The 25,377-nt window shown below is 60.1% G+C and carries 21 protein-coding genes; 10 read left to right on the top strand and 11 right to left on the bottom strand.

Annotated features, from left to right (window positions below; genetic code table 11):
- Window positions 1–15: 15 nt before the first annotated feature.
- Window positions 16–618: a TetR/AcrR family transcriptional regulator gene (locus AC3WTO_RS05835; RefSeq protein WP_492459705.1), complete on the bottom strand. Its 603-nt coding sequence runs from the start codon at window positions 616–618 to the stop codon at window positions 16–18.
- A gap of 146 nt (window positions 619–764) precedes the next feature.
- Between AC3WTO_RS05835 and AC3WTO_RS05840 the strand changes: the two genes are divergently transcribed.
- Window positions 765–2,171: an APC family permease gene (locus tag AC3WTO_RS05840; RefSeq protein ID WP_492459706.1), complete on the top strand. Its 1,407-nt coding sequence runs from the start codon at window positions 765–767 to the stop codon at window positions 2,169–2,171.
- A 218-nt stretch (window positions 2,172–2,389) separates the two neighbouring features.
- Here the strand turns inward: AC3WTO_RS05840 and glnA are convergent, their stop codons facing one another.
- Together glnA and AC3WTO_RS05850 are read right to left on the bottom strand one after the other, a co-directional pair.
- The gene (gene glnA, locus AC3WTO_RS05845) at window positions 2,390–3,799 is read right to left on the bottom strand and encodes a type I glutamate--ammonia ligase (RefSeq protein WP_492459707.1); all 1,410 of its coding nucleotides are present in this window, start codon (window positions 3,797–3,799) and stop codon (window positions 2,390–2,392) included.
- 60 nt (window positions 3,800–3,859) lie between these two features.
- Window positions 3,860–4,198 carry a P-II family nitrogen regulator gene (locus AC3WTO_RS05850; RefSeq protein WP_024926327.1) on the bottom strand — a complete coding sequence of 113 codons (339 nt, stop codon included), beginning with the start codon at window positions 4,196–4,198 and terminating at the stop codon, window positions 3,860–3,862.
- A 304-nt stretch (window positions 4,199–4,502) separates the two neighbouring features.
- On the opposite strand from AC3WTO_RS05850, the gene AC3WTO_RS05855 reads away from it, so the two are divergent.
- Both AC3WTO_RS05855 and AC3WTO_RS05860 read left to right on the top strand, forming a co-directional pair.
- A complete protein-coding gene (locus AC3WTO_RS05855; RefSeq protein WP_492459708.1) occupies window positions 4,503–6,017 on the top strand; it encodes an NAD(P)H-hydrate dehydratase in 1,515 nt (504 codons plus the stop codon).
- Between the two features lie 156 nt (window positions 6,018–6,173).
- A complete protein-coding gene (locus tag AC3WTO_RS05860) occupies window positions 6,174–7,946 on the top strand; it encodes a gamma-glutamyltransferase family protein (protein ID WP_492459709.1) in 1,773 nt (590 codons plus the stop codon).
- Between the two features lie 3 nt (window positions 7,947–7,949).
- Here the strand turns inward: AC3WTO_RS05860 and AC3WTO_RS05865 are convergent, their stop codons facing one another.
- A complete protein-coding gene (locus AC3WTO_RS05865) occupies window positions 7,950–9,470 on the bottom strand; it encodes an MFS transporter (protein WP_492459710.1) in 1,521 nt (506 codons plus the stop codon).
- Between the two features lie 228 nt (window positions 9,471–9,698).
- On the opposite strand from AC3WTO_RS05865, the gene AC3WTO_RS05870 reads away from it, so the two are divergent.
- Window positions 9,699–10,256, top strand: a complete 558-nt coding sequence (locus AC3WTO_RS05870; RefSeq protein WP_492459711.1) for a TetR/AcrR family transcriptional regulator — start codon at window positions 9,699–9,701, stop codon at window positions 10,254–10,256.
- Between the two features lie 36 nt (window positions 10,257–10,292).
- Here AC3WTO_RS05870 and AC3WTO_RS05875 read toward each other — a convergent pair whose 3' ends face one another.
- Complete coding sequence (locus AC3WTO_RS05875) at window positions 10,293–10,964, bottom strand: VOC family protein (RefSeq protein ID WP_492459712.1); 672 nt, start codon at window positions 10,962–10,964, stop codon at window positions 10,293–10,295.
- A 200-nt stretch (window positions 10,965–11,164) separates the two neighbouring features.
- Between AC3WTO_RS05875 and AC3WTO_RS05880 the strand changes: the two genes are divergently transcribed.
- The 4 genes from AC3WTO_RS05880 to AC3WTO_RS05895 all read left to right on the top strand — a co-directional run bounded on the left by AC3WTO_RS05880 (window position 11,165) and on the right by AC3WTO_RS05895 (window position 17,054).
- Entirely contained in the window at window positions 11,165–14,071 is a 2,907-nt protein-coding gene (locus AC3WTO_RS05880) for a valine--tRNA ligase (protein WP_492459713.1), read from the top strand.
- Between the two features lie 419 nt (window positions 14,072–14,490).
- Complete coding sequence (locus AC3WTO_RS05885) at window positions 14,491–15,696, top strand: outer membrane protein transport protein (RefSeq protein ID WP_492459714.1); 1,206 nt, start codon at window positions 14,491–14,493, stop codon at window positions 15,694–15,696.
- A 310-nt stretch (window positions 15,697–16,006) separates the two neighbouring features.
- Window positions 16,007–16,234, top strand: a complete 228-nt coding sequence (locus tag AC3WTO_RS05890; RefSeq protein WP_492459715.1) for a hypothetical protein — start codon at window positions 16,007–16,009, stop codon at window positions 16,232–16,234.
- Entirely contained in the window at window positions 16,221–17,054 is an 834-nt protein-coding gene (locus AC3WTO_RS05895) for a tetratricopeptide repeat protein (protein WP_492459716.1), read from the top strand. The genes AC3WTO_RS05890 and AC3WTO_RS05895 overlap by 14 nt, the downstream gene beginning before the upstream one ends.
- A 55-nt stretch (window positions 17,055–17,109) precedes the next feature.
- On the opposite strand, the gene xth is transcribed toward AC3WTO_RS05895, so the two are convergent.
- From xth to AC3WTO_RS05910, 3 genes are all read right to left on the bottom strand, one after another.
- Window positions 17,110–17,904, bottom strand: a complete 795-nt coding sequence (xth, locus tag AC3WTO_RS05900; RefSeq protein WP_492459717.1) for an exodeoxyribonuclease III — start codon at window positions 17,902–17,904, stop codon at window positions 17,110–17,112.
- Between the two features lie 196 nt (window positions 17,905–18,100).
- Window positions 18,101–19,189, bottom strand: a complete 1,089-nt coding sequence (locus AC3WTO_RS05905; RefSeq protein WP_492459718.1) for a nucleoside hydrolase — start codon at window positions 19,187–19,189, stop codon at window positions 18,101–18,103.
- A gap of 230 nt (window positions 19,190–19,419) precedes the next feature.
- Window positions 19,420–20,388, bottom strand: a complete 969-nt coding sequence (locus AC3WTO_RS05910) for a GlxA family transcriptional regulator (RefSeq protein WP_492459719.1) — start codon at window positions 20,386–20,388, stop codon at window positions 19,420–19,422.
- A 124-nt stretch (window positions 20,389–20,512) separates the two neighbouring features.
- Between AC3WTO_RS05910 and AC3WTO_RS05915 the strand changes: the two genes are divergently transcribed.
- On the top strand, window positions 20,513–21,133 hold the full coding sequence (locus AC3WTO_RS05915) for a cysteine hydrolase family protein (protein ID WP_492459720.1): 621 nt from the start codon (window positions 20,513–20,515) through the stop codon (window positions 21,131–21,133).
- 58 nt (window positions 21,134–21,191) lie between these two features.
- Here the strand turns inward: AC3WTO_RS05915 and AC3WTO_RS05920 are convergent, their stop codons facing one another.
- Window positions 21,192–22,880, bottom strand: coding sequence for an amidohydrolase (locus tag AC3WTO_RS05920; protein WP_492558403.1), 1,689 nt, complete (start codon window positions 22,878–22,880; stop codon window positions 21,192–21,194).
- A 216-nt stretch (window positions 22,881–23,096) separates the two neighbouring features.
- Between AC3WTO_RS05920 and AC3WTO_RS05925 the strand changes: the two genes are divergently transcribed.
- Window positions 23,097–23,972 carry a helix-turn-helix transcriptional regulator gene (locus AC3WTO_RS05925; RefSeq protein WP_492459722.1) on the top strand — a complete coding sequence of 292 codons (876 nt, stop codon included), beginning with the start codon at window positions 23,097–23,099 and terminating at the stop codon, window positions 23,970–23,972.
- A gap of 23 nt (window positions 23,973–23,995) precedes the next feature.
- Here AC3WTO_RS05925 and AC3WTO_RS05930 read toward each other — a convergent pair whose 3' ends face one another.
- Both AC3WTO_RS05930 and AC3WTO_RS05935 read right to left on the bottom strand, forming a co-directional pair.
- The gene (locus AC3WTO_RS05930; RefSeq protein WP_492459723.1) at window positions 23,996–24,901 is read right to left on the bottom strand and encodes a DMT family transporter; all 906 of its coding nucleotides are present in this window, start codon (window positions 24,899–24,901) and stop codon (window positions 23,996–23,998) included.
- A gap of 91 nt (window positions 24,902–24,992) precedes the next feature.
- Window positions 24,993–25,376, bottom strand: coding sequence for a VOC family protein (locus tag AC3WTO_RS05935; RefSeq protein ID WP_492459724.1), 384 nt, complete (start codon window positions 25,374–25,376; stop codon window positions 24,993–24,995).
- Between the last annotated feature and the right edge of the window lies 1 nt (window position 25,377).

The following is a 25,377-nucleotide window of genomic DNA, read 5'->3' on the forward strand; positions in this document are numbered from 1 at the left end:
CTGTTCGGAAAATGGTCAGCGAAGGCGGCAGCCGGTTGCCGTTTCTGCGTAAGCGGTGAGGATGCCGAGCGCGGTCGGATAGTCGACCGCCGGCACCACGTTGAGGAGGTGGAGGCCGAGACCGTCTTCGAGGATGACAAGGCTGCGGGCCAGCGTTTCGCTAGCATCGGAAAGCTTGAACGTGCCGGTGATTGAGCCGGCCTCCAGAATGCCGACGTAAATGGCGACCTGCCGCTCGAACAGTGTGATGTGGCGTGCGGCATAGGCGGCATCGGAGCGAGCGTAGGCGCCGAGTTCCATCAGCAGCCGGCAAAGCCGATCGCCGGGATCCTCTGGTAAGCCGGAACGGATCATCGCCTTCAATCGCTCGCGCGGATCGGAAATCTGCGCGATTGCCGCTGCCCGAAGCGTGCAGAACCGCTCGACGGCCTGCTTCTGCACGTCATCCAGAAGTTCCTTCAAGCCGGGATAGTAGTAGAGCGCGGCGCTCGAGCTCATGCCGGCCTCGTTGGCAACGGCGCGCAAGGTCACGCCGGCCAGACCGTGCTTGGCGATCATCGTCTCTGCAGCGCTGATCAAGGTGAGCCGGCGTTCGGTCTGTGCGACGGTTCTGCTCATTCTTCCTCCTGAATGGCGTTCAAATTAAAATTGTTGTTGTTCGCATTGCAAGGGATTTTCGATGAAGTTTGTTGACGAATTGTCGAGTCGGGCGTAGCGTTTTTGTGGGAACGTTATTTTAATTGTATAAAAATCGGGAGGGTTTGATGTCATCGCAAGATTCACCGTCGAGCGGAGGGCTCGACCGCGCACTCAATGGATTGGGCACTTTGATGATCGTGCTGTCGGCAGTGACGCCGGCATCGTCGGTTTTCATCATCGTGCCCGGCGTCATCGCGCTGGCCGGGACGGGCTCGTTCCTGTCATTCCTGTTTGCCGCGATCATTGGACTTTTCATGGCCTTCGTTTATGCCGAACTGTCCTCGGCATATCCGACAGCCGGCGGCGAATACACCATGATAGGTCGCACACTCGGCCGCTTCTGGGGGTTCGTCACGCTGGTTCTGGTCTTCATCTCGATCGTGCTGATCATCGCGGTGGTTGCGCTTGGCGTCGGCACCTATCTCGGTGTGCTTCTGCCCAACCTCAATGCACAGTGGGTAGGCGTGGCCACCATCATCCTGGCCGGCATCGTCGCAGCGCTGCGCATCAAGCTTAATGCCTTTGTCACCGGCATCTTTCTTGGCATCGAGATGCTGGCTCTGCTGATTCTGGTTGCGCTCGGTTTCATCAATATCGAGCGGCCGCTTTCCAGCCTGTTCACCTCGCCACAGATTCTCGACGCCGCGACCAACTCTCTGGTTCCGGCTTCTACGGGGCTCATTCTTGCTGCCACAGCCGTTGCCATCTTTGCCTACAATGGCTACGGCGCCGCAGCCTATTTCGGCGAAGAAACACAAGATGCGAAGCGCAGCATCGGCAAGGTTGTCCTGTGGGCACTCGTCATCACGGTCGCCGCGGAACTGATCCCGCTGACCGCTGTGCTGCTCGGTTCTCCCGATCTCGTCGCTTTGCTCGCCGCGCCTGCGAAGATCGAATATTTCCTTGAGGCGCGGGGTGGGCACACGCTGACCGTGGTTGTCAGCCTTGCCATCGCAATTGCGATCTTCAATGCAGTGATCGCCATCGTACTGCAGGCGGCGCGCCTGTTGTTTTCGTCCGGCCGCGACAAGACCTGGTTCGGCCCGATAAACGATGCAGTTGCTTCCGTGCACGGCACTTATGCGTCGCCGTGGATTGCCACCATCATTGTGGCGATCGCCGCTGCCGCGGCCTGTTTCATCGATCTGAGCCTGCTTCTGGTCGTATCCGGCACCTCGCTGGTCGTCATTTACGCTTTGCTGTGCCTTGCAGCGATTGCCGGGCGCCGAAGCGGCGCGACGTCGGACGGGCATTATCGGATGCCGCTGTTCCCGCTGCCGCCGATCCTTGCTTTTGTCGCGCTCGTCTATGTCGCTTATCAAAACTGGCTGGATGTCGCCTTCGGCAGGCCGAGCCTGCTTGCCACATTGGCGATCACGGCCGTGGCGGCAGTCTACTATGTGGTTTTCCTGGCGCGCCGCGCCGACTGGACACTGCATGCGCCCGAAGAAATCGAAGAGATTGCCAGGTAAGTCGTCCTCCTTCGACAAGTCCGGCAATAACCCCGGTCGTGAGGCCGGGGTCTTTTTTTGTTCAATGTCCGTCTCTCGCTTCTCTTTCTGTAGGCTTGCTGCATGGTGCCAGCCTCCAGACGTGCGAGCTCCCGCCGAGCAGCGTTTTGCGTCATTCCGCTCCAACGAAAAACCCCGGCCTTGTGGCCGGGGTTCTTTTGTCGCGCGATAAGAAACGCTTAGACCGAGTAGTACATGTCGAATTCGACCGGATGCGGGGTCATCTCGAAGCGCATCACTTCGGCCATCTTGAGTTCGATGAAGGCGTCGATCTGATCGTCGTCGAAGACGCCGCCGGCTTTCAGGAAGCCGCGGTCCTTGTCGAGGCTCTGCAGGGCTTCGCGCAAGCTGCCGCAGACGGTCGGGATCTTCTTCAGTTCCTTCGGCGGCAGGTCATACAGATCCTTGTCCATCGGCTGGCCAGGATGGATCTTGTTCTTGATGCCGTCGAGGCCGGCCATCAGCAGTGCCGCGAAACCGAGATAGGGGTTCGCGCCCGGATCGGGGAAGCGCACTTCGACGCGCTTGGCTTTCGGCGAGTTGCCGAACGGAATGCGGCAGGACGCGGAACGGTTGCGGGCCGAGTAGGCAAGCAGCACCGGAGCTTCATAACCCGGCACCAGACGCTTGTAGGAGTTGGTGAGCGGGTTGGTGAAGGCGTTCACGGCCTTGGCATGCTTGATGACACCGCCGATGAAGTACAGGCAGTTCTCCGACAGGCCGGCATATTCGTTGCCAGCGAAAGTCGGCTTGCCGTTCTTCCAGATCGACATGTGCACATGCATACCCGAGCCGTTGTCGCCGAAGATCGGCTTCGGCATGAAGGTCGCCGTCTTGCCATAGGCATTCGAGACCTGATGCACGACATATTTGAAGAGCTGCATCTTGTCGGCGTTACGCACCAGCGTATCGAACTTGACGCCGAGTTCATGCTGGGCGGCAGCTACTTCGTGGTGATGCTTTTCAACGCGCACGCCCATTTCCGTGAGCACGGTGAGCATCTCGGAGCGCATGTCCTGGCAGCTGTCGATCGGCGGAACCGGGAAGTAGCCGCCCTTGACGCGCGGACGGTGGCCAAGGTTGCCGGTTTCGTAGTCGGTGTCGTCGTTGGAAGGCAGTTCCGAAGAGTCAAGCTTGAAGCCGGTGTTGTAAGGATCGGCCTTGTACTTGACGTCGTCGAAAACGAAGAATTCGGCTTCCGGGCCGACATAGATGGTGTCGCCGATGCCTTCGGCCTTCAAATAGGCCTCGGCCTTCTTGGCGGTGCCGCGCGGGTCGCGGTTGTACGCTTCGCCGGAAACGGGATCCAGGATGTCGCACAGGATGACCATGGTCGACTGGGCGAAGAACGGGTCCATGTGGACCGTGTCGGTGTCCGGCATCAGCACCATGTCGGACTCGTTGATGGCCTTCCAGCCGCCGATCGAAGAACCGTCGAACATGACGCCGTCAGCGAACATGTCCTCATCGACTTCAGCCACATCCATGGTGACGTGCTGGAGCTTGCCCTTGGGGTCGGTGAAGCGCAGGTCGACGAACTTAACGTCGTTGTCCTTGATCTGCTTCAGGATGTCTTTGGCTGTCGTCATGTCTCTTTCCTGTATGATGACGTTGAAATTCGAAAACTGAAAACGGCAGGGCCGATGGCGTCAGATTGCGTCCGGTCCGGTCTCGCCGGTACGGATGCGCACGACTTCCTCAATGTTGGAGACGAAGATCTTGCCGTCGCCGATGCGCCCGGTCTGAGCCGCTTTGCGGATTGCCTCGATGGCGGCTTCGACGGACTCATCGCCGAGCACGACTTCGATCTTAACCTTGGGCAGGAAGTCGACGACATATTCTGCGCCGCGATAAAGTTCGGTATGACCCTTCTGCCTGCCGAAGCCCTTGGCCTCGGTAACGGTGATGCCTTGCAGACCGGCCTCCTGAAGCGCTTCCTTCACTTCATCCAGTTTGAACGGCTTGATGATCGCTTCGATCTTTTTCATGTCGATATGGGGCCTCCACTGCCGGTAAAACGGGTTGTCAGTCCCGCTTGCACATCCTTCAAGCATGAAGCGTGCCAATTGGCTTCGCTGCACGGTTATCGTCGCGAATTTTTATGGAAAGCACATGACGGAACAGGTTTGCTTGGTCTTCTTCATGGCGAGCATTGTGTACTGCGGGGCGGCTCTCGGCCCAAATTTCTAACTCCATGCTTAAATTTTGGGCAGGTTGCGCATCGATTGCGCATTTGCCTCTCGCGCCGAACTGTCCGAATGTCCGTTCGGGCGCGCCAAGTGGAGATGACACATGGAGCTTGAACTGCTCACACCCGCCGAGATGGCCGAGGCCGATCGGCTCGCGATCGCCGGCGGACCGTTCGACGGCATCGGATTGATGCGCAATGCCGGTGCAGCTGTCGCGGCTGTCGTCCTGGAGCGCTTTCCTGCTGCGAAGCGCGTCCATGTGCTGGCCGGTCCAGGCAACAATGGTGGCGACGGCTATGTCGTGGCCAGGATCCTGCATGAAAGCGGTGTCACCGTTGCGTTGTGGACATCCGGCACGCCGCGTGATGGCGGCGATGCCTCTGTAGCTGCCGGTGAGTGCCCGATTTCGGCGCGATCCCTCGCTGATTTCGATGCCGACAGCGATGACATTGTGATCGACGCGCTTTATGGCGCCGGCCTGTCGAAACCGCTTGCCGGTGAGGCTGCGCGTGCGGCCTCACTTGCTGACGCAAAGGGCTTGCCGGTTATTGCCGTCGACTTGCCGTCCGGTGTCTCGGGCGAAAGCGGCAAGGTCTTGGACAGCGCCTTCCGGGCAGCGGTGACTGTCACTTTTGCCCGCAAGAAACCCGGCCATCTGCTGCTGCCTGGCCGCGAATTGTGCGGTGAGTTGATCGTCGCCGACATCGGCATTACGACAGACATCATCAATTCCCTTGCCGGAAGCACCTGGCAGAACCAGCCGCCGCTGTGGCGACAGGCGTTTCCGTCCCCAGCAGTCGACACACACAAATACCGCCGCGGCCATGTCAGCGTCTTTTCCGGAGGTCCGACGTCGACGGGCGCCGCCAGACTGTCGGCATTGGCTGCTGCGCGCGTCGGGGCAGGCGCCGTCACGGTATTGGCACCGGGCAGTGCACTGGCCGTCAACGCGATGCATCTGACCTCGATCATGCTGCGCAAGATTGAAGACGTTGCAGAACTCGCCGCGGTGTTGGGCGACGGGCGTTCCTCTGCTTTCGTGCTGGGGCCGGGTTTCGGCGTCGGCGAAAAAGCGCGGGATTTTGCATTGGCGGTACTCGCCGCTGGCGGTCGTCTGAGCGAGCCCGGTGCCAGGGGATTGGTTCTCGACGCCGATGGCATCACGGCATTTCGCGAGGGGCCGCAATGGCTGTTTGAAGCTGCCGCTCGACCGGAAGCTCCGGCACTGGTCTTGACGCCGCACGATGGTGAATTCGCTCGCCTGTTTCCAGACATTGCCGCAAGTGAGGAGCTGTCGAAGCTCGGCAAGGCGCGCGCCGCCGCCGAGCGGGCAAATGCCGTCGTCATCTACAAAGGTGCGGACACTGTCATTGCCGCGCCGGATGGTCGCGCCGCGATCAACGCCAACGGTTCTCCCTGGCTGGCCACCGCAGGCTCTGGTGATGTGCTGGCGGGCATCGTGGCAGGGCTCGTTGCGCAGCATATGCCGGCCTTCGAGGCTGCCTGCGCCGGTGTGTGGCTGCATGCCGAAGCGGGCGGACGCTTCGGGCCGGGCCTGATCGCGGAGGATATGCCCACGGCGCTGCTTCCGGTCCTTGCGGAACTTCACAAGGTCTAGCCATTGTCGCCTTGCACCAATCGTGCCGGTACGGCCGGTCGCCGGAGATTTCTTCGATCCCACCTTCCAGCGAGCCGGAGGTCGACGTTTGTGCTTGCCAAGTTGAGCGGTATTCTGAGAAGCAGAATACCCTGGCTGATTTCCGGTATTGCGGCAATGACTTCGATCTTGGGTGTCACGAGCAGTTTTGCGCAATCGGCAACGCCCTTCGGCATTCCGGCCGGGACGGAAAATCCCGGTACGAGGCTCAACGGTGTGACCGTGCCTGGAATGCGCCCGATGGGGTGGTCCGAACAGGGTCGATCCGAAATCGTTGCACGCAACGGCATGGTCACCACAAGCCATCCGCTTGCCGCGCAGGCTGGACTGGAGATCCTGCAGAAAGGCGGCAACGCCATGGATGCGGCCGTCGCGGGGCTGACGACGCTCGATGTGGTGTCGCCCAACGATACCGGCATCGGTGGTGATGTCTTTGTGCTCTATTGGTCAGCGGCCGATCGCAGGCTGTACTCGCTGAGTTCGGCGGGCTGGTCTCCTGAAGGCTGGACATCTGAGTACTTCAAGGAGCGCAGGCTCGAGGGCGTGAATTCCGTAACCGTACCGGGCGCGATCGCCGGGTTCGACGCGATGCTGAAGCGATTCGGTACGATGACGTTCAAGGAGACCTTCGAACGTGCGGCAGTCATAGCCGAGCAAGGCTGGGGCATCAGCGAGCGTCATCACAGGGATCTGGTGCAGAACCTGGACGCCGTGCGCAAGGATCCCGAATCCGCGCGTGTGTTCCTTCGCGACGGAGACGTGCCGCGACTCTACAGCGTCATCGGGAATCCGGATCTGGCCAGGACCTTGCGGCTGCTGCAGGAGAAAGGCCGCGACGGTTTCTACAAAGGTCCGCTGGCCGACGCGATCGTGGCTCGTATCGAGGCCGGCGGCGGCGTGATGAGCGCTGCCGATCTCGAAGCGTTCGAACCGGAATGGAATGAGCCGATCTCAACCAGCTATCGTGGCTATGATGTCTTCCAGGTGCCGCCGCCTGGCCAGGGCTGGGCAACGCTGTTGCAGCTTAACCTGCTCGAAGCGTGCGGGCGGAAGCTCGGCATCGACCTGACCGAACTCAATCACAGCTCGCCGGAATACTGGCACCTGCTCGTCGAGACGAAGAAGCTCGCCTACTCGGATCTGCTCCGCTACAACGCCGATCCCAAATTTGCGGATGTTCCCCTGGAACAGCTGCTGTCCAAGGAACATGCGGCCGCGGTATGCTCCAGCATCGATTTGAAAAAGGCCGGCACGCCGAACGTGGCCGGCACGCTGGAAGGGGGCACGATCAATCTGATCGCTGCCGACCGCTGGGGCAACATGGCTTCGGTGGTTCATAGCGTCTACAATGTCTACGGCTCCAGGATAACGGTTCCCGGCTACGGTTTCCTGCTGCATGACCGAGGCAGCGGTTTTTCTCTCGACCCTGCCAGCCCGAACCGCGTCGAACCGCGCAAACGCCCATTCCACACCATCATCACCGGCTTTGTGATGAAAGATGGTGAGCCCTTGCTGGGGTTCGGCAATATGCAGGGGGCGATCCAGGCTTACTCGCTCACCACCCATCTCGTGAACATGATCGACCTTGGCTTCAATCCTCAGGCAACGGCCGATGCCGCTCGTTATGTGCACGAACAGAAGACTGATGGACCCGGCAAGCTCACTTTGGAGCCGCGTCTGTTCGAACGGGTCGGCAAGCAGTTGCAGGCACTCGGCCATCCCGTCGAGAGCATGAGGTCAGACATGAGTGTGGGTGGTTTCCAGGCCATATTCTTCCAGCAGGACAAGTCCACGCCGGTGCCGCCGCAATATCCCGAGCAGGTCCCTGTAAACGGCGTCTATCGCGCCGGCTCCGACCCTCGCAAGGATGGCCAAGCCGTCGGCTGGTGAGCGCTACGAGCTGCGATCGACTGGAAGCCTCGTGTCTCGGAGCTTGCGCCGACCAATCGCCGCAAGCACAGCCGCTGCCAGCAGACCGAACGCCCCCGCACAGGCGACTGCCAGGGAAAACCCTTGACCAATGGCTTCGGCAAGCGCCAGCCGGAACAGCTTAGGCGCCATCTCCAGGCCGACTGGCATGGCATGCTGCCTGACGGCGCTCGTCGCGACACTCAGGGTATCGGTCGTGTTCGTGCTGGATATGTAATCGGTCATCGAAGAAATGGCGCGGCTGCTCATCAGTGTGCCGAGCAATGCGATGCCGATCGTCATCCCGCCCTGGCGAAGGGCATTCATCGTTGCCGAAGCTGCGCCACTGCGCTCGCGCGGCGCGGCAGCCATTGCCGCTGCACCCGTTGAGGGAACGGCAAGTCCCATGCCGATGCCCAGGATTGCAAAAACCATTGCGACAATCGGGTAGGGCGTGCCGGGCGTAAACAGCGCCATCGCCAGCATCGACCCGCCGAGCAGCGCATAGCCGACGATCATCGGCCAGTGGGTTCCGCACCATGACGACAGCCTGCCGAACAAAGACGACATGACCGCCATCGCCACGAAAACGGGGGCCATGCGCCACCCAGCCGCGGTTGCTGACAATCCCTGCACTTGTTGGAGAAACAGGGAAAAGAAGAACAAGCTGCTGTAACCTGAAAAGCCGAGCGCGAAAGACGCGAAATTGACCGCGGCGAAGGTCGGCTGACGAAACAGATCGACAGGCAGCACCGGGCGCGCGGTGCGCAGCTCGACGGTGATGAAAGCGATGAAGGCGGCGGTTGCAACAGCAAGCGCACCGGCAACGCGCGGTGAGGTCCAGCCGGCATGGCCTGCGCCGATCAATGCATAGGTGAGTGCGCCGAGAAAAAAGATCGACAGGACCTGTCCTGCAGGATCAAGCGCTGCATGGTGTGGATCAGCGCTCTCGCTTATGCCTCTCAGCCCGAGCGCTATGGTGAGTACACCAAGCGGTATGTTGATCAGGAAGATGCTCGACCAGCCGACATTGTCGACCAGAATGCCACCGAGCATCGGTCCGAGGATCAGCGACACGGCACTGAAGGAAGCCCAGCCACCGATCACATGTGCGCGCTGCCCCGGATCGGTGAATGCCTGGGTCAGGATGGACAAGGCGCCGGGGATCACGAGAGCGCCCGCGATGCCTTGCAGGGCGCTGCCGGCAATCAGGATGGCGAGCGATGAAGCCATCGCCGAAATTGCCGATCCAGTCGAAAACAGTGCGACGCCGATCAGCCAGACACGTTTGCGGCCGTAGCGATCGCTGATGGGGCCGGCGGACAACATGAAAGCGGAAAGGCAAAGCGCGTAGGCACCCACAACCCATTGCAATCCGGATAGATCGGTTTCGAGCGCTGCCTGGATTGCCGGAAGCGCAACGGTGACGATGCTGATGGCCAGTGTTGCCATGAACGTGCCGAGGTAAACGGCCGCGACCAGGCCATATCTGGGAGAAGAGGGCATGCGGTAATTCCTGACTATTGCGATCAAGAATATGTTTCGACCGACCGTCGGTCAATATGAAAACCTGTTGAAATTGTTGGTGCTATGCGAGGAGATACGGATGCCCCTAGAATGCTGTTGCATACAGCCACGGGAATCAGGATGAACGCAAAGGTAGATCCGTCCGCTGAACGTCGTTCGCGCTCTCGGCGGCGCACTTTGCCGGCCGAAGTGCGGACAGACGACCTGATGGCATCCGCAGCGGCGCTCTTCATCGCCAAGGGGATCGACGCAACGACGATCGACGACATCGTCGCACGCGCCGGTGTGGCCAAGGGCACCTTCTATCATTACTTCTCGACCAAGACTGATGTTGTCCTGGCTCTGCGGGAGCGCTTCTCGCAGGACTTCGCGAGAAGCGTGAATGAGGCGATAGAAGCCTGTCCCGCGACGGATTTCCGAGCGCGGCTGTCTGGCTGGGTTGATGGCGCCGTGCGAGCCTATCTCGCCAATTTCAAGTTGCACGATGTCGTCTTCCACGATTTCAGCCACGCACTGCGTCAATCCAAGGAAAAGGATGGCGCGATCCTCCCGCTTGTCGCCTTGCTGGAGGCCGGCCAGGCGGCCGGCGCGTGGTCGGTGCCCGATATCCGAATGACCGCGCTCGTTTTGTTCGATGGCATGCACGGCGTCGTCGATGATGCGATCGCACATGAAAGCCATGATCCGCAGCCGCTCTGCGACATCCTGCTGCAATTGTTTTCGAGGATGCTGTCCGCGGACACGAGAAAGCCTTCGAGAGGTTAAAGCCGGCGACGGACACTGGCTTCCAAGGCCTGTTGATCACGCGTCCGAAGTGAAGCACACGAGGTTGTTGTCGGGATCGCTCACGATAAATGCGCGCGAACCCCAGGGTTCCGTCTTGAGTGGTTGGAAGAACGGAACGCCGGCAGTCTGGTAGTCGAGAAACAGTTTCTTGATGCCGTGGTTGAGCACAATGGTTGCCACGACAAGATGTTCGGGCACGATCCTGTCGGCGTCGACCACCGGTCGATCGACATAACGCAGGTTGACGCGTGCTCCATCCCGAAAGACCTGCGCGAAAAAGGGCGGTTCGCCATAGGTGAAGCGAAGCGTGAAGCCGAGCTTGCCGACGTAGAAATCGCAAGCCCGGCCAATATCTGCAACGAACAGCTGCGGCTCCGAAGAAGCAAGGAATGGTTCCTTTTCCGAGGTATTTGAGGTGCTCATGTCTGAATATCCTTTTTTGAGCGCCTCCCAGTTTTCGAAACCTGCTTTGCGGGCGACCAACTCCTGGGCGTCGACGAGCTTGAATTCCTGATCAAGGATTTGCCTGTCGCTAAGATCCCGAAACCGCGGCAGCAGGGCTCGAATTGCCGCGGCTGCGGGATAACGGCCCTCGCGATGCCATTTGAGATAGAGTTTCGCCTGCTTACGGAAGTGCTCGAACTGGGACATGGGCGCATTCTGGGGTGAGGTAGCGTAGGCGGGCAATGCCCCTTCGGCCGAAACCGGTGCGCCCTACAGCAGCAATTCGATCGTAGGCGGCGCCGAGCTTCGAAGCAAGAGGGCAGTCTTGGTTCAACCCTCCGATGCGCCTATCTGTCAGATGGCGGTTGTTCGCGTGGTTGACTTGGCCAAGTCCTTCCGATTTACCGTCACCAACAAATCCCGACAGTCCGGACGCCTTTCCCATGCTCGAAAAAACCTATGACGCAAAAAGCGTCGAGCCGAAGATCGCCAAGACTTGGGAGGAGGCAGATGCCTTCCGCGCCGGTGCTGGCGCAGAGGAGGGCGCCGAACCCTTCTCCATCGTCATCCCGCCGCCCAACGTCACCGGCTCGCTGCACATGGGCCATGCGCTCAACAATACGCTGCAGGACATCCTGGTGCGCTTCGAGCGCATGCGCGGCAAGAACGTGCTCTGGCAGCCGGGCATGGATCATGCCGGTATCGCCACGCAGATGGTGGTCGAGCGCAAGCTGATGGAAAGGCAAATCTATCGCCGCGACCTCACCCGGGAGCAGTTCATCGAGAAGGTCTGGGAGTGGAAGGACGAATCCGGCGGCGCCATCTTCAATCAGTTGAAGCGGCTGGGTGCCTCTGCGGATTGGTCGCGCGAACGCTTCACCATGGACGAGGGCCTGTCGAAGGCCGTGCTCGAAGTCTTTGTCACCCTGCACAAGGAAGGCCTGATCTACCGCGGCAAGCGCCTTGTGAACTGGGATCCGCAGTTCGAGACGGCGATCTCCGACCTCGAGGTCGAGAACAAGGAAGCCGACGGCCATATGTGGCACTTCAAATACCCGCTGGCCGGCGGCGAGACCTACACCTATGTCGAGAAGGATGCGGACGGAAACGTCACGCTGACGGAAGAACGCAACTATATCTCCATCGCAACCACCCGGCCGGAGACCATGCTGGGCGATGGCGCGGTGGCGGTCCATCCTTCAGACGAACGCTATGCGCCGATCGTCGGCAAGCTGTGTGAAATCCCGGTGGGCCCGAAGGAACATCGGCGTCTGATCCCGATCATCACGGACGAATATCCGGATCCGACCTTCGGCTCCGGTGCGGTCAAGATCACCGGCGCACATGACTTCAACGACTATCAGGTCGCGCGTCGCAACAACATTCCGCTCTACCGGCTGATGGACACCCAGGCCGCGATGCGCGCCGATGGCGAGCCTTATGCCGACTATGCGGCACAGGCGCTGGAGATCGCGCGGACCGGAAATGTGCCGAGCGAGACTGAGGTCGACGCCATCAATCTGGTTCCGGATGAATATCGTGGCCTTGATCGTTACGCTGCGCGCAAGCTGATCGTCGATGCCATCACCGCCGAAGGGCTTGCCGTCACGGTCAAGGACGCCGAAGGCAACGACATTCCCTTCGTGGAAAAGAAAAAGCTCATGCAGCCGTTCGGCGATCGGTCGAATGTCGTGATCGAGCCTATGCTGACGGACCAGTGGTTCCTCGACGCCAAGGTGCTGGCAAAGCCCGCACTGGCCTCGGTGCGTGAAGGACGCACCAAATTCGTGCCGAAGAACTGGGAAAAGACCTATTACGACTGGATGGAGAACATCGAGCCGTGGTGCATTTCGCGCCAGCTTTGGTGGGGTCATCAGATTCCGGCCTGGTACGGTCCCGATGGGCACATCTTTGTCGAGAAGACAGAAGAAGAGGCGCTTGAGGCAGCCATCCAGCACTATCTGGCTCACGAAGGCCCCTGGAAGGCCTGGGTCGAGGAGAAGCTGGAGAATTTTCAGCCGGGCGAAATCCTGACCCGCGACGAAGATGTCTTGGATACCTGGTTCTCTTCGGCGCTGTGGCCATTCTCGACATTGGGCTGGCCGGACAAGACGCCGGAACTGAAGACCTATTACCAGACCGATGTGCTGGTGACCGGGTTCGACATCATCTTCTTCTGGGTCGCCCGCATGATGATGATGGGCCTTCACTTCATGCACGAAGAGCCCTTCCACACCGTCTATGTGCATGCGCTGGTGCGCGACAAGAACGGGCAGAAGATGTCGAAGTCGAAAGGCAACGTCATCGATCCGCTCGAACTGATCGACGAATACGGCGCGGATGCTTTGCGCTTCACGCTGGCGATCATGGCCGCCCAAGGGCGCGACGTGAAGCTCGACCCAGCTCGCATCGCCGGCTACCGCAATTTCGGCACCAAGCTTTGGAACGCGACGCGTTTTGCAGAAATGAACGGTGTCGCTCGTGACGATAGCTTCTGGCTGAACGACGCCAAACTTGCAGTCAACCGCTGGATCTTGACCGAGCTCACGCGTGCAGCCCGCGAGATCACGGACGCTATCGCGTCCTACCGTTTCAACGAGGCGGCCAGCGCTGCCTATCGTTTCGTCTGGAACCTGTTCTGCGACTGGTATCTCGAACTGCTGAAGCCGGTGTTCATGGGCGAGGATGAAGCCGCGAAGGCTGAAAGCCGTGCCTGCGTCGCCTTTGTGCTCGACGAGATCTACAAGCTGCTACACCCGATGATGCCGTTCATGACGGAAGAACTCTGGGCCGAGACGGCTGGTGAGGGCAGGGAGCGCTCCTCGCTCCTCTGTCATGCTGCCTGGCCAACGCCGGACTTCGAGGATGCCGAGGCTGCCGACGACATAAACTGGCTGATCGACCTTGTTACCGGCATTCGTTCGGTCCGCTCGGAGATGAATGTGCCACCGGCCGCGATCGCGCCTCTGGTGGTCATCGGTGCCAATGCCCTCACCAGTGAACGGCTGGTCCGTCACGAAGCTGCGATCAAGCGGCTGGCGCGCATTGGCGAGATAGCGCATGGCGACACCGCGCCGAAAGGCTCGGCACAGATCGTGCTGGGCGAGGCGACGGCCTGTCTGCCCCTTGGCAGTCTCATCGACCTCGGTGCTGAAGCCGCCCGCCTGCAGAAGGAGCTGGCCAAGGTGACGGAGGAGATCGCCCGCCTGCACAAGAAGCTGTCGAACGACAAGTTCGTTGCCAATGCGCCGGAAGACGTGGTCGAAGCCGAGCGCGAGAAACTCGTCGAGTACAACGAGCAGCAGGCGAAGCTTTCGGCCGCGCTCACCCGGGTACGCGACGCCGGCTGAGCCCCGCAGGCATTTGATGCCGATTCCGGCGGGCAATTTAGCCTGCCGGGCATGCGATTCTGACGTTACGTCCGGTGCATTCGAAATCGCCAAGGGCAGTCAGAAATCGCATGCCGTTGCGTCACAATTGACGTAAACGGAAAGTTTGAACCGCATTGTTGCCATAATGTAACATTGCGGGCCCCGAGGTCGCAAAATGCGGCTTTTTCGGGTGTTTTCAGCAAATTTTGACGCAGTTTTGTTGCGCTGGCGTTCAAAAATGGTGGCTTTTTGGTGTCCTGACCAGGGCTGTGGCCAGTAAGTGTGCTGTATTCGGCGCTACATGTAAAAACTGTACTTGTACGCCTTGAAATTCCTTATTGCCTCATTAACGCGAATTGGTTCTAGCTTGGTACACGAATTTCCGGGGAGAGAATTTCATGACCACTCTACGTATCAAGGCGCTCCTGGGGGCAGGGTGCATGTCGCTGGCGATGATCGGCTCGGCGAATGCCGGCGGCTTCTCGCGCGGCTCGGCCGATACGGATATCCTTTTCGAGCAGGGCAACTTCAACATGCGCTCAAGCGTCACCTATGTGTCGCCGACGCGCAAGTTTAACAAGAACGGCAATCCGAAGCTTGTTGGTACCGATTATGCTGAGGACTATGTCATTCCGTCGGCGGCGGTGAAGTTCAACCTGACTGAAAACCTGCGTTGCGCCGGCACCTTGGTGAACAATAATGGCGGTAACGCGCATTATGATTTTCCGACACTCAGCGGAAAGATTTCCGAGGAGTTCACGACCTATGAAACTGCGCTGACCTGCGGTGTCGGGTTCGATGTCGGCAAAGGCCGGCTTTGGGTGCTCGGTGGCGGCTTCATGGAGAAGTTCGAGTACAATCGCGTGAATTCATACGCGGCACTGGGTTTGGGCAATGCGGCCCTGAATCTGGACGGGAAAGAATACGGCTACCGGCTCGGAGCTGCCTATGAAATTCCGGATATCGCTTTTCGCGGGCAGGTCATGTACCGCTCGGGTACAAAGTATGGCGCAAGCGGTGGTCTGACCGCTCCGGCTGCCGTCTTGGCCCAGGCAACCGCAGGCTCACCCCTTCAGGCCCGGTTTCTCCAGATCATTCAGCAAGCTGGCCCAAATGCACAAGTGCCGGTTGACGCGATCGGTGTCGGCAATCTGCCACAGAGCGTCGAGTTCAAGCTGCAGAGCGGTATCGCTCCAGGCTGGCTGGCATTCGGCAGCGTGAAGTGGACCGACTGGAGCCAACTGACCACGCTTGACGTTCGGTCCAAGATTGGTGGCGTGACCGTTTCTTCGGACAAGTATTTCTGGAAAGATGGCTGGACTGTTACCGGCGGTGTCGGCCATGCCTTCAATGACCAAGTCTCCGGCTTCGCCAGCCTGACCTGGGATCAGGGTGTTGGCACGGGTTGGGATGTCATTGGCGACACCTATACACTTGCGGTCGGTGGATCCTTCAAGGACGGCATCGGCGGTGAATTCCGCGGTGGCGTTGGCTTCAGTTATCTGGGTTCTGGCGAAGAAACCAAATATGCTCCTGGTACCAACCAGGGCGTGAAGGCCGGCTATGCCTTCGCTCTCAACGGTGGCTACAGCATCAAGTGGTAAGCCGCTCCTTCTGAACAAAAAAGCCGGGCCGAGAGCCCGGCTTTTTTGTTTTCGCGGCGTGTTTCAGCAATGCCGTTTGGGGCATTCGGCAGGCATCGCGCTCCAACCCGTGCCGTAAATGCAACATCAACGGCCCCATTCATAATTGTGACGTTTCGGCAACAGTTTCGAAACAAGCCTTCGGCTAAGAAGTCGGGGCGGGCGCGATGCCCATTTCCCGCCATAAACCCGGAGCACTTCGATAGGGCCCCGGCGAGACCGAAGACGGTTGGCGTGAGGGGTGGGCCGCATGGCCGCGGCAGGAACAGAAATGAACGCCAGCGTGTTTATCAATGCCAGCCAGTTGAACCGCAGTGTCGCCATCTCAGCGCGCGGTTTCAACCGCAGTTTGGCCGGAAATGCGTGGCAGAGTCCGCTGGAATGTGAATCGCAGCGCAGTGCGTCGCGCAAAAGCGTGGCGGTGAAGTCGCTGGCCAGTACGGGTTCGATCGTCTGCATGGACGATACGAAAGAAATGCGCAGCCATGCGGGTTGGTGAGTTGGCGAGATCTTCTGTTCTGACGGTGCTGGTCGCTGTAGCGACCCTCGGCGCCGCCGGTCAGGCTTTTGCCTTCGATGAAAAGGTTTTCGACGACAAGAGCGGCGTCAAGCCGAAGTCCAGCCCTTGGGAAGTCTTTCAGTTCGGCTTCTCTGCCTACAAGAACGGCCACAAGGAGCAGGCTGTCGAGGCCTATAAATACGCCGCTGAGAATGGCCAGATCGGTGCGACGTGGAAGCTGGCGCGCATGTATGCGGAAGGTGATGGCGTCGCCCAGGACGACTATGCAGCCTACAAATTCTTCTCCGAAATCGCCGAACAGGATGTCGAACCCGGTTCGCCGGAGGAAAGCTACGTGTCGGATGCGCTCGTGGCGCTGGGCGATTATCTGAAACAAGGCATTCCCGGCAGCCCGGTGAGTGCTGACCCGGTCACCGCGCAGGATTACTTCATGCGCGCCGCCGCCAACTACCGCAATCCGAATGCTCAATACGAATTGGGCAAGATGTTCCTGAAAGGCGAAGGGGGTGGCAAGGCCAGCCTCAGGCAGGCTGGCCGTTGGCTGCAGCTCGCTGCTGAAAAGGGCCACGCGGGCGCGCAGGCGACGCTCGGCAACCTGCTGTTCCAGAGCGGGAAGGTCGTGCGTGGTCTGGCCATGATGACGGCCGCGCTTTCGCGTGCCACTCCCGCCGATCAGCCGTGGATTCGTTCCATGCAGGAAGAAGCTTTCGCCGTCTCGGGCGAGGCTGACCGCCGTACTGCTATCTCGCTGGCCGACGACATGCTGGCCAAGGGCGTTACCGGGGCGGAACAGCAGTAGCCCTAGGCGACATACTTTTCCCCGTCCTATCAAAATTGCCTGTGTGCTCGCGGCCTCAAGCCGCTGTAAGCGTCAGGTCCACCGCCACCGGCACATGGTCGGACGGCTTTTCCCAAGCCCGCACATGCTTTTCGATCGACGCCGAGGTGAAGCGATTTGCCGCCTCAGGCGAGAGCAGCAGGTGATCGATCCGGATGCCGTTGTTCTTCTGCCAGGCGCCGGCCTGATAGTCCCAGAACGTGTAGACGCCGGCTGCATCGGTGACGGAGCGCACGGCTTCAGTGAAGCCGAGATTGAGCAGGCGCCGGTATGCCTGCCGGGTTTCCGGCTGGAACAGCGCGTCTCCCAACCAGGCTTCCGGGTTTCTGGCGTCGATGGCTTCGGGAATGACGTTGTAGTCGCCGGCCAGCACCAGGGCTTCTTCCAGTGTCAATCGTTCTCGGGCCCACCGCTCCAGTCGCGCCATCCAGGAGAGTTTGTAGGGAAATTTCACCGGATCGCTGATCGGGTTGCCGTTCGGCAGATAGAGAGACACGACGCGCAGTGCGCCTTGTTCCGTGGAGAAAACACCTTCGATGAAACGAGCGTGTTCGTCGGCATCATCGCCCGGCAGGCCGCGATTGACCTCGTCGAAACGCAGCTTCGACAGGATGGCGACGCCGTTGAAACCCTTCTGGCCGTGCGTCTCGACATGGTAGCCGAGCGCTTCCACCTCAAGGCGCGGGAACTGTTCGTCGACGGTCTTGATTTCCTGCAGGCAGACGATGTCCGGCTGGCTCTCTTCCAGCCAATGAACGAGGTTCTCGATACGAGCGCGTACGCCGTTGATGTTCCAGGTGACGATTTTCATGAAAGTCTCGCGGCGGTCTCGGGCAAATCAAGTTCAAGCTGTTCCGATTCGATCCTGCATTATCCGTCACGGGAAAGGAACCCGGAGCGCCGATATCCGATCACAATGACAACAGCCTCTTGCCATTTCCTGTCCGTTGTGGCGTGGGCCGGACATGGAAAGGCCGCCTGGACAGCGGCCTTTGTCCGATTTGTGCCTAGTCTTTGGTTATGGGCAACGGTCTCGTCAGCAGGTCGACATAAAACTCGTTGAAACGTTTGTTGTCGAACTCCTTGACCACCTTCATCTTCTGCAGCAGCGGGGTTGGCTGCTCTTTCCAGTAGCCGAGGGTACGGCCGTAGCCGGGCCCAAAGGCGACATCGACGTCGATGTAGAGGTCATCAACCTTGGTCGCGAAAGTCGGGTCGACAAGATAGGCCAAAGCCAGCGTGTCGAACACGTTTGCCTTGGCCTTCGCATCCTTGGCGAAGCGCTTGGCCATCCAGCTGTCGTTCAAGAGTTTCTGCACCGGCCCTTCCTTGGCGACGATGCGGTCGAATTCCGCCTTGCCGATCTGGGTGATGTCGGTGACGTCGAGGGGAATGAGGGCTTGCGGGATCGGTTCGCGCATGACGATGCGGGCGGCTTCCGGATCGATCCAGACATTCATTTCGGCGGCAGGTGTCGTGTTGCCCTTCACGTCCACGGCGCCGGCCATGTAGACGATCCGCTTGATCAGGGGCCCGATTTCCGGGTTCTTTCTAAGCGCGATGGCGACATTGGTGGCCGGACCGATAACCAGCAGCGATACCTCACCGGGATTTGCCTTGATCGTATCGACGATGAAGTCGACGGCACTCTCCTGACGCAGCTTCGCCTTGGTGGCGAATCCATCCGGCGGCGCGATCAGATCTTTGTCGGCCGGCTGCGGACGATGGAACGCAGTCTTGTAGCTCTCGCCGAAGCCGAACAGTGCACGTTCGTGTTCGAAGCTGCGCGGATCGTGAACCAATGGAAGGTTCGCGCCGGCATACACACCGACCCTCTCCTCGATGCCCAGGCGCTCCACTGCCCGTAACGCGTCCGCGACTTCCTGCTTGAGCCAGTTGTTGCCGGTGACGACTGTGATGCCGAGCAGGTCGATCACTCCATCCTTCTGCAATTGTGCCGCCATGATCAGTGTCTGGCCATCATCGCCGATGGTGCTGAAGTCGGTGTCGAGGATGATTTTTTCGGGCGCCGCGTTGGCTAGGGAAGCCAGCATAGATCCGGCAGCTGCGAGCAGTGTTGTGATGAAACGTTTCATTTGAAAAGTGCATACCTCCCGTCAATTTGGTCTTTGGATCCGCCCATGCACATCAACAAACAACTGACCGTTTAGAGTCAAGCCACCAGCTTCACTCCGGGCCATGACATGAGGCGAGCGATTGGATGCAGCGGATTCTATACGTGTGGCTGCTGGAAACTGAACCAGATCAGTCCCTTACTGTGAGTGACGGTCACGCCGCTTCGTGGATACGGGCGACAGTTTTCCCCTCAGGCCTTTTCCAGGAGAGGTCTCTTCTGGAACTGTCGCCGATAGCTGGCCGGCGAAATCGAAAAGCTTCGTGTGAAATGCTGGCGTAGCGAAACCGTCGAGCCGAAACCTGCCATTTCCGCGATACGGTCGATCGAGCAAGAGCCAGTTTCCAGCAGGCGCTGAGCCGCCGCAAGGCGATGGTTCAGCAGCCACTGTGTAAACGTGGTGCCTGTCTTGTTGCGGAAGTGGCGGGTGAAACTGCGCAGGCTCATTCCCGCTCGCGCTGCAAGCTGGTCCAGACTCAGCGGTTCATTGAGATGCTCGATCGCCCAGCTGATCGCCGCCCCGATCTGATCCTGGCCGCTGGCTGTCGGCAATGGCTTTTCGATGTACTGCGCCTGGCCGCCATGACGATGCGGCGCGACCACCAACCGTCGGGCCACGCGGTTGGCAATCTCCGCACCATGATCTCGGCGCACGATGTGCAGGCAGCAATCGAGAGCGGCGGCCGTTCCGGCTGACGTGAGGATATCGCCGTCATCGATGTAGAGCGCGTTCTGATTCAAGGTGACATGGGGATGGCTGCGCTCGAACTCGTCAGCCCAGGCCCAGTGCGTGGAGACGGTGCGTCCGTCGAGTAGGCCGGCCTCCGCGAGGACAAAAGTGCCGAGGCACAGGCCAACCACACGTGCTCCGCGCGCATGCGCCAGCCCGAGGGCTTGCAGAAGCGCTTGAGATGGTCGCGCGTCGGGATCGCGCCAGGCGGGCACGATGATCGTGTCTGCCTCCGTAAGGCTGGTGAGATCGTGCTCTACCTCAATCCGAAAACCGGACATGGTGGAGACCGGACCGATATTCTCGCCGCAGATCAGCAGGCGATAGCGTGGTGCACCGAGCTTCAGCAGATCGTCGCCGAACACGACGCACGGCACGGAGAGGTGAAACGGGCTGATGCCATCGAAGGCAACAATGGCGATTGTGTGCATTGGGTAATGACCTGGCGGACAAGTTGGCCAGAACCTATCATATATTGTCATTCAGGCCACTTTTATTGTCCTGTCGATTTTGGGAACCAGTCGCCATCGGAAAACTGCAAGGAAAGGAAGTTCCGTGGCACAGCATCCAACCATTCGCGCGATCGCAGGTGCGCCGGCGCCTCGGCATCTTGACCCGGCCAGGACTGCGCTGTTGGTGATCGATTTTCAGAACGAGTATTTCAGCGGCAAGATGCCGATCCCGAATGGCCAGAAGGCGCTGGACAATGCCCAGCGCCTGGTCGAGCGTGCCGATGCCGAAGGCACATCGGTCTATCACATCCAGCATGTTACGCCGGCTGGCAGCCCGGTTTTCGCCGAAGACAGCGAAACCTCTGCATTTCACAATGACATCCAGCCGGCAGCCAATCATGTGGTCCTGCGCAAATCGTCGGTCAGCGTGTTTCCGACGACGGACATTGACCGGCGGCTGAAGCAGGCCGGTGTCGATACACTGATCATCACCGGCCTGATGACACATGCCTGCGTGGCCGGCGCCGCCCGCGATGCGGTGCCACTCGGCTACAGCGTGATTGTCGCGGAGGATGCCTGTGCGACACGCGATATCGAGATGAGCAATGGCGAAACGGTCGCCCACAATATGTTGCATCGCGCTGCGCTGGCGTCGATCGATGACACGTTCGGCGACATTCTGCCGACCGAACAGATCCTGAAGCTGCCGCGCATGGCAACATAACGGCGGGCTGCTCCCCGCGGGAGAAGTCTCCCGGCGTTTTGTGCCGGGAGGCTCGCTGCTATGGTTTGCGATAGACTTCGCTGCCGGCGAGATAGGTCGCTTCGACCTTGCGCTGGCGGATCGAGCGGTCGAGCGGGTCCGAAAGGGTACCGTCGATGACGACGAAATCAGCCCATTTTCCTGCGCTGATCGAGCCGATCTGATCGCCCCACGGCGTCATGTTGGCGCCGGCCTGGGTATAGGAAAACAGCGCCTGGTCGAAACTCACTGCCTGTTCGGGATGCCACGGCCCGTTGCCGAGCCCGAATGGGCTTTCGCGGAAGACGGCGTCGTTGATCTGTGTGAGGGGACTGAGCGGCGAGGTTGGCCAGTCTGAGCCGAATACCAGCGGCACTCCGGCATCCAGCATGGAATGCCAGACATAGGCTCTGGGTTCCCGTTTCTCGCCGATGCGCTCGGTGATGTATTTGCCGATCGTCCCTGTGGCATGGTTCGGCTGCATGGAGGCTGCGACGCCGAGATCCTTGAAACGCTTGATGTCCGAAGTCTCGACGACCTCGATATGCTCGATCCGGTTTGGCTGGGCGCGGGGAACCGAAGCTTCCGCGAAAGCATCGAGTACCAGGCCGACGCTGCCATCTCCAATAGCATGCACTGCTGTCGGAAAGCCGTTCTCGTTGGATGCGCGGATGGCGGCCGCGAGTTCATCCTTGGTCTCGAACGGCTTGCCTTTCCAACCTTTCTGGTCCGAATAGTCCTCATGCAGATAGGCGGTGCGGGTGGAGAGAACACCGTCCATCACCGACTTGGTGTAGCCGAGTTTCAGCAGCGGTCCCTTCTTCTCCTGCTCGCCGGAATCCGCGGAAATCTTGTCGACCGCTTGCCGGTCTGTGACAGCCGCAGTGATCTTTTTCGGATCGCCTTCAAAGAAGCCGTACCAGACCCGCAGCGGCATCTTCTTGTCCGCGAGGAGCGCGGCATAGTCATGCACTGCGGCAAGATCGGACATGTCGTTGACGGCAGTGATGCCGACACTGTTGGCGAATTTCAGCGTTTCGAGCAGGCCTTCGCGCCGTTCGGCATCGGTCGCGACCGGCCGATGCTTTTCGACGAGCTCTCCGGCGGCTTCCAGCAATATGCCACTTGGTTCGCCCTTGTCGTTGAGAAGGATCTGGCCACCCTCCTTGACCGGCGATTTCGCGGTGACGCCACCCACTTCCAGCGCCTTGGAATTGACCCAGACCGAGTGGAAGTCGATGTCACGCAAGATCACCACACGGTCGGGGACGACCGCGTCGAGGTCTTCCTTCGTCGGCAATTTGCCTTCGCCCAGCGTGTAGTCCCAGCCTCCGCCCGTCAGCCACGCGCCCTTCGGCAGCCGGGCATCCGCTTCCTTGATTTTTTCCAGCCAGGTCTTCTTGTCGGGAATGTAGGAGAGGTCGGCTCCCAGGACCATGTCGGTTCCCATGGTCAGGTGCGTATGCCCGTCGATGAAGCCGGGTGTCACCGTCTTGCCCCCGACGTCGACGATCCTGGTGCCGCTATCGGCCAATGCCTTGATCTCGTCATTGCTGCCGATGGCGATGAATTTGCCGTTCTCGACGGCAAAAGCCTGTACCTTCGGCTTGGCAGGATCGACCGTACGCACATCGGCGTTGACGACGATCAGATCGGCTGCTGCCACGGCCGGACCGACGCTCAACGCGAGCGTCGCCAGGCACGATGTCCACAGCAGCTGTTTTTTCATATCTTTGTTTTTCATGGTTCCCCTCGACTGCAGTCCTGCGGACGCAATTCCCGACGGGCGCCCGGATACATGCCCAGCTATCTTGAGCCGATGCAGGAAATTCAGAAATACGCCTTCGGGCTAGGCCGGTCGTTTTCGCGTCCGTCTTGCGACCACCTGGGCTTGCTTGCCGATATTTGGGCGTTGTCATACGCTGCACCTGGGAGGAGACCCATAATGCATGGTGGCATCATACCGACCGGCGGCAGCATGCCGGCGACAACGGAGCTGGCGCTTGCCTTGCTTGCCGGGGTCGGCTCGCTGGATTTCCAGGAGCGGCTTACACATTCGCTCAAACAGCACGTCAAGATCGATGCCGGACTGATCCTGCTCTATCGACGCGATACGACGCCCAAGATCCTCTTCAACGACTGGTGCAGCGAAAAGGGCCTGTCGGACATTCGCAACTATCTGCAGGGTTGCTATCGACTGGATCCATTTTATCGGCTCGCGCTCGACAATGGCGACGATGGACTTTACCGGCTGAACCAGATCGAGCCGGCGCTCGACCGCTCGCAATATTATCGCGACTACTATCGGCACTCCGGGCTGCATGACGAGTTCAACATCTTCGTCAGCCTCGACACCGACACCAAGGTGGCGATCTCGCTCGCCCGGCGTGAGAATTTCAGTGGCGAGGATGCCGAATTCCTGGAGATGGCCGCGCCATTGTTGAGCCAGGCTGTGCTCAAGCACTACCGTGACTTGCGGCCGGAGGCCATTGGAGATCAAGGATCATTGCTGCACAGCGCCCTGGCTCAGGCGTTGCGGAACTTCGGGCGCAGCGTATTGACGGCGCGCGAATGCGAAGTCGCCCAGTTGATCCTGCGCGGCTTCTCGGTGAAGGGTGCGGCGACGCGGCTTGGTATTTCGCCGGCGACGGTGAAACTGCATCGCCGCAATCTCTACGCGAAACTCGACATAGCCTCGCAAACAGCATTGTTTTCGCTATTCATCGACGTTGCTGCATCGGCAAATAGCGCGTCGGAGGATCCTCTGGTCGCCTATCTCGGTCGCCGCGGGCAATTGACGGGGCAATTCGTGCGCAACTGAAGCCGTTCGCGCTTCCGGTTACTTCAGGCCTTCGCGGCCACCTTCTTTCGCTCGGGCAAGGTCATCGCAACCACACCGGCGATAACGGTGACCAGGCCGATGCCGGCAGTTGTCGTGACGGTTTCACCGAGCGCGATCACGCTGATTGCCACGCCGATCGGGACCCGCAGATAAGCCTGTGCTGTCGCGCCAACCGAGCCCAACGTCTGCAGAAGCCGGAAGTAGATCGCGAAGGCGAGAGCGGTCGAAAACACCGAGAGGCCGAGAAGTGCAAGCAAGGAGTGTGCCGATGGGACCAGCGTCCAGGGACGATCCGCGATGAGGCTGAGCGGTATCAGCATGATCGCCCCCGCAAGCAGCGATCCTGCAGCTGGAATGATCGGATCCATCCCCTTGAAACCTTTGCCGGTTATCGCCGCGGCGCCATAGCAGACAGTCGCGGCCACCATTGCGAGCTGCGCCCACAGTTGGGTGCCCAGCCCGTTCAGTGCCTGCACTCCAATGATCAGGCATGCACCGGCGAGCCCGGCCACCACTCCGAACAGCTTGCGGCTGGTGACCTGCTCGTGCCGCGTGATGAGCGCCGTGAGCAGGAAGGCGAAGATCGGTGTCAGCGAATTGAGAATGACGGCGAGCCCCGCGTCGATGGAGCGTTCAGCCCACGCGATCAGCGTGAATGGTATCGCGCTGTTGAGCACCGCCTGCAGCGTAAAGCGGCGCCACATCACCGCATCCATTGGCAGCCGCAACCCGCGCCAGTGCAAGACGCCGAGCAGGATCAGTCCGGCAATCAGCGTGCGCGCGGCAATGAATGTCACTGGCGGAATGGTCTCTACCCCGATCTTGATGAACGTGTAGGAGGCGCCCCAGAGCGTCGAGAGCAGGAGGAGAAGGGCGAGTTCCGTGGAGGCGACGGTCTTGGCGGGCATGGCGGCGGCATAGTCCTCTTGGCGTTTGCCGGCTCTTGTTAGCCTGGTCACGTGGCGCGATGTTTCGATACGGGTCGAAGTATTGCGAGACTCAGCCCGCCTTGCGCTCCACCAGACCGATGGTGTTGCCGGCCGGATCCTTCAGGAAAGCCATCCATTCGCTTTCGCCTGCCGCCCCAAACAGCCCGTTGACGTCATGATGTACCATTGCCGGTGCCGCCGTAAACGGCACGCCGGCCGCTTTGGCTGCAGCGTGGAAGGTCTCGATGTCGGTTATGTCGAGGTAGACTGTGCCAGCGGGCACGCCGTCGGCGAAGTAGAGCCTTACGTCGCCCGCCATGATGAAAGCCATGCCCGGAGGATCGAAGCGGGAATGCAGCGGCAGGCCCAGCACGTCGTGCCAGAACGCCAGGGTGGCGTCGAGACTGCGTCCGGCCGACAACGCGACCTGACGGACAGCGCCGATCGAAGGCATG

It is taken from the genome of Mesorhizobium sp. EU05-FHT14A09 (assembly GCF_058790995.1).

Excerpts from the sequence above, each read along its gene's own strand:
- AC3WTO_RS05835 (WP_492459705.1), bottom strand. The coding sequence starts at position 618 with ATGAGCAGAACCGTCGCACAGACCGAACGCCGGCTCACCTTGATCAGC.
- AC3WTO_RS05840 (WP_492459706.1), top strand. The coding sequence starts at position 765 with ATGTCATCGCAAGATTCACCGTCGAGCGGAGGGCTCGACCGCGCACTC.
- glnA (WP_492459707.1), bottom strand. The coding sequence starts at position 3,799 with ATGACGACAGCCAAAGACATCCTGAAGCAGATCAAGGACAACGACGTT.
- AC3WTO_RS05850 (WP_024926327.1), bottom strand. The coding sequence starts at position 4,198 with ATGAAAAAGATCGAAGCGATCATCAAGCCGTTCAAACTGGATGAAGTG.
- AC3WTO_RS05855 (WP_492459708.1), top strand. The coding sequence starts at position 4,503 with ATGGAGCTTGAACTGCTCACACCCGCCGAGATGGCCGAGGCCGATCGG.
- AC3WTO_RS05860 (WP_492459709.1), top strand. The coding sequence starts at position 6,174 with ATGACTTCGATCTTGGGTGTCACGAGCAGTTTTGCGCAATCGGCAACG.
- AC3WTO_RS05865 (WP_492459710.1), bottom strand. The coding sequence starts at position 9,470 with ATGCCCTCTTCTCCCAGATATGGCCTGGTCGCGGCCGTTTACCTCGGC.
- AC3WTO_RS05870 (WP_492459711.1), top strand. The coding sequence starts at position 9,699 with ATGGCATCCGCAGCGGCGCTCTTCATCGCCAAGGGGATCGACGCAACG.
- AC3WTO_RS05880 (WP_492459713.1), top strand. The coding sequence starts at position 11,165 with ATGCTCGAAAAAACCTATGACGCAAAAAGCGTCGAGCCGAAGATCGCC.
- AC3WTO_RS05885 (WP_492459714.1), top strand. The coding sequence starts at position 14,491 with ATGACCACTCTACGTATCAAGGCGCTCCTGGGGGCAGGGTGCATGTCG.
- AC3WTO_RS05890 (WP_492459715.1), top strand. The coding sequence starts at position 16,007 with ATGAACGCCAGCGTGTTTATCAATGCCAGCCAGTTGAACCGCAGTGTC.
- AC3WTO_RS05895 (WP_492459716.1), top strand. The coding sequence starts at position 16,221 with ATGCGGGTTGGTGAGTTGGCGAGATCTTCTGTTCTGACGGTGCTGGTC.
- xth (WP_492459717.1), bottom strand. The coding sequence starts at position 17,904 with ATGAAAATCGTCACCTGGAACATCAACGGCGTACGCGCTCGTATCGAG.
- AC3WTO_RS05905 (WP_492459718.1), bottom strand. The coding sequence starts at position 19,189 with ATGAAACGTTTCATCACAACACTGCTCGCAGCTGCCGGATCTATGCTG.
- AC3WTO_RS05910 (WP_492459719.1), bottom strand. The coding sequence starts at position 20,388 with ATGCACACAATCGCCATTGTTGCCTTCGATGGCATCAGCCCGTTTCAC.
- AC3WTO_RS05920 (WP_492558403.1), bottom strand. The coding sequence starts at position 22,880 with ATGAAAAAACAGCTGCTGTGGACATCGTGCCTGGCGACGCTCGCGTTG.
- AC3WTO_RS05925 (WP_492459722.1), top strand. The coding sequence starts at position 23,097 with ATGCATGGTGGCATCATACCGACCGGCGGCAGCATGCCGGCGACAACG.
- AC3WTO_RS05930 (WP_492459723.1), bottom strand. The coding sequence starts at position 24,901 with ATGCCCGCCAAGACCGTCGCCTCCACGGAACTCGCCCTTCTCCTCCTG.
- AC3WTO_RS05935 (WP_492459724.1), bottom strand. The coding sequence starts at position 25,376 with ATGCCTTCGATCGGCGCTGTCCGTCAGGTCGCGTTGTCGGCCGGACGC.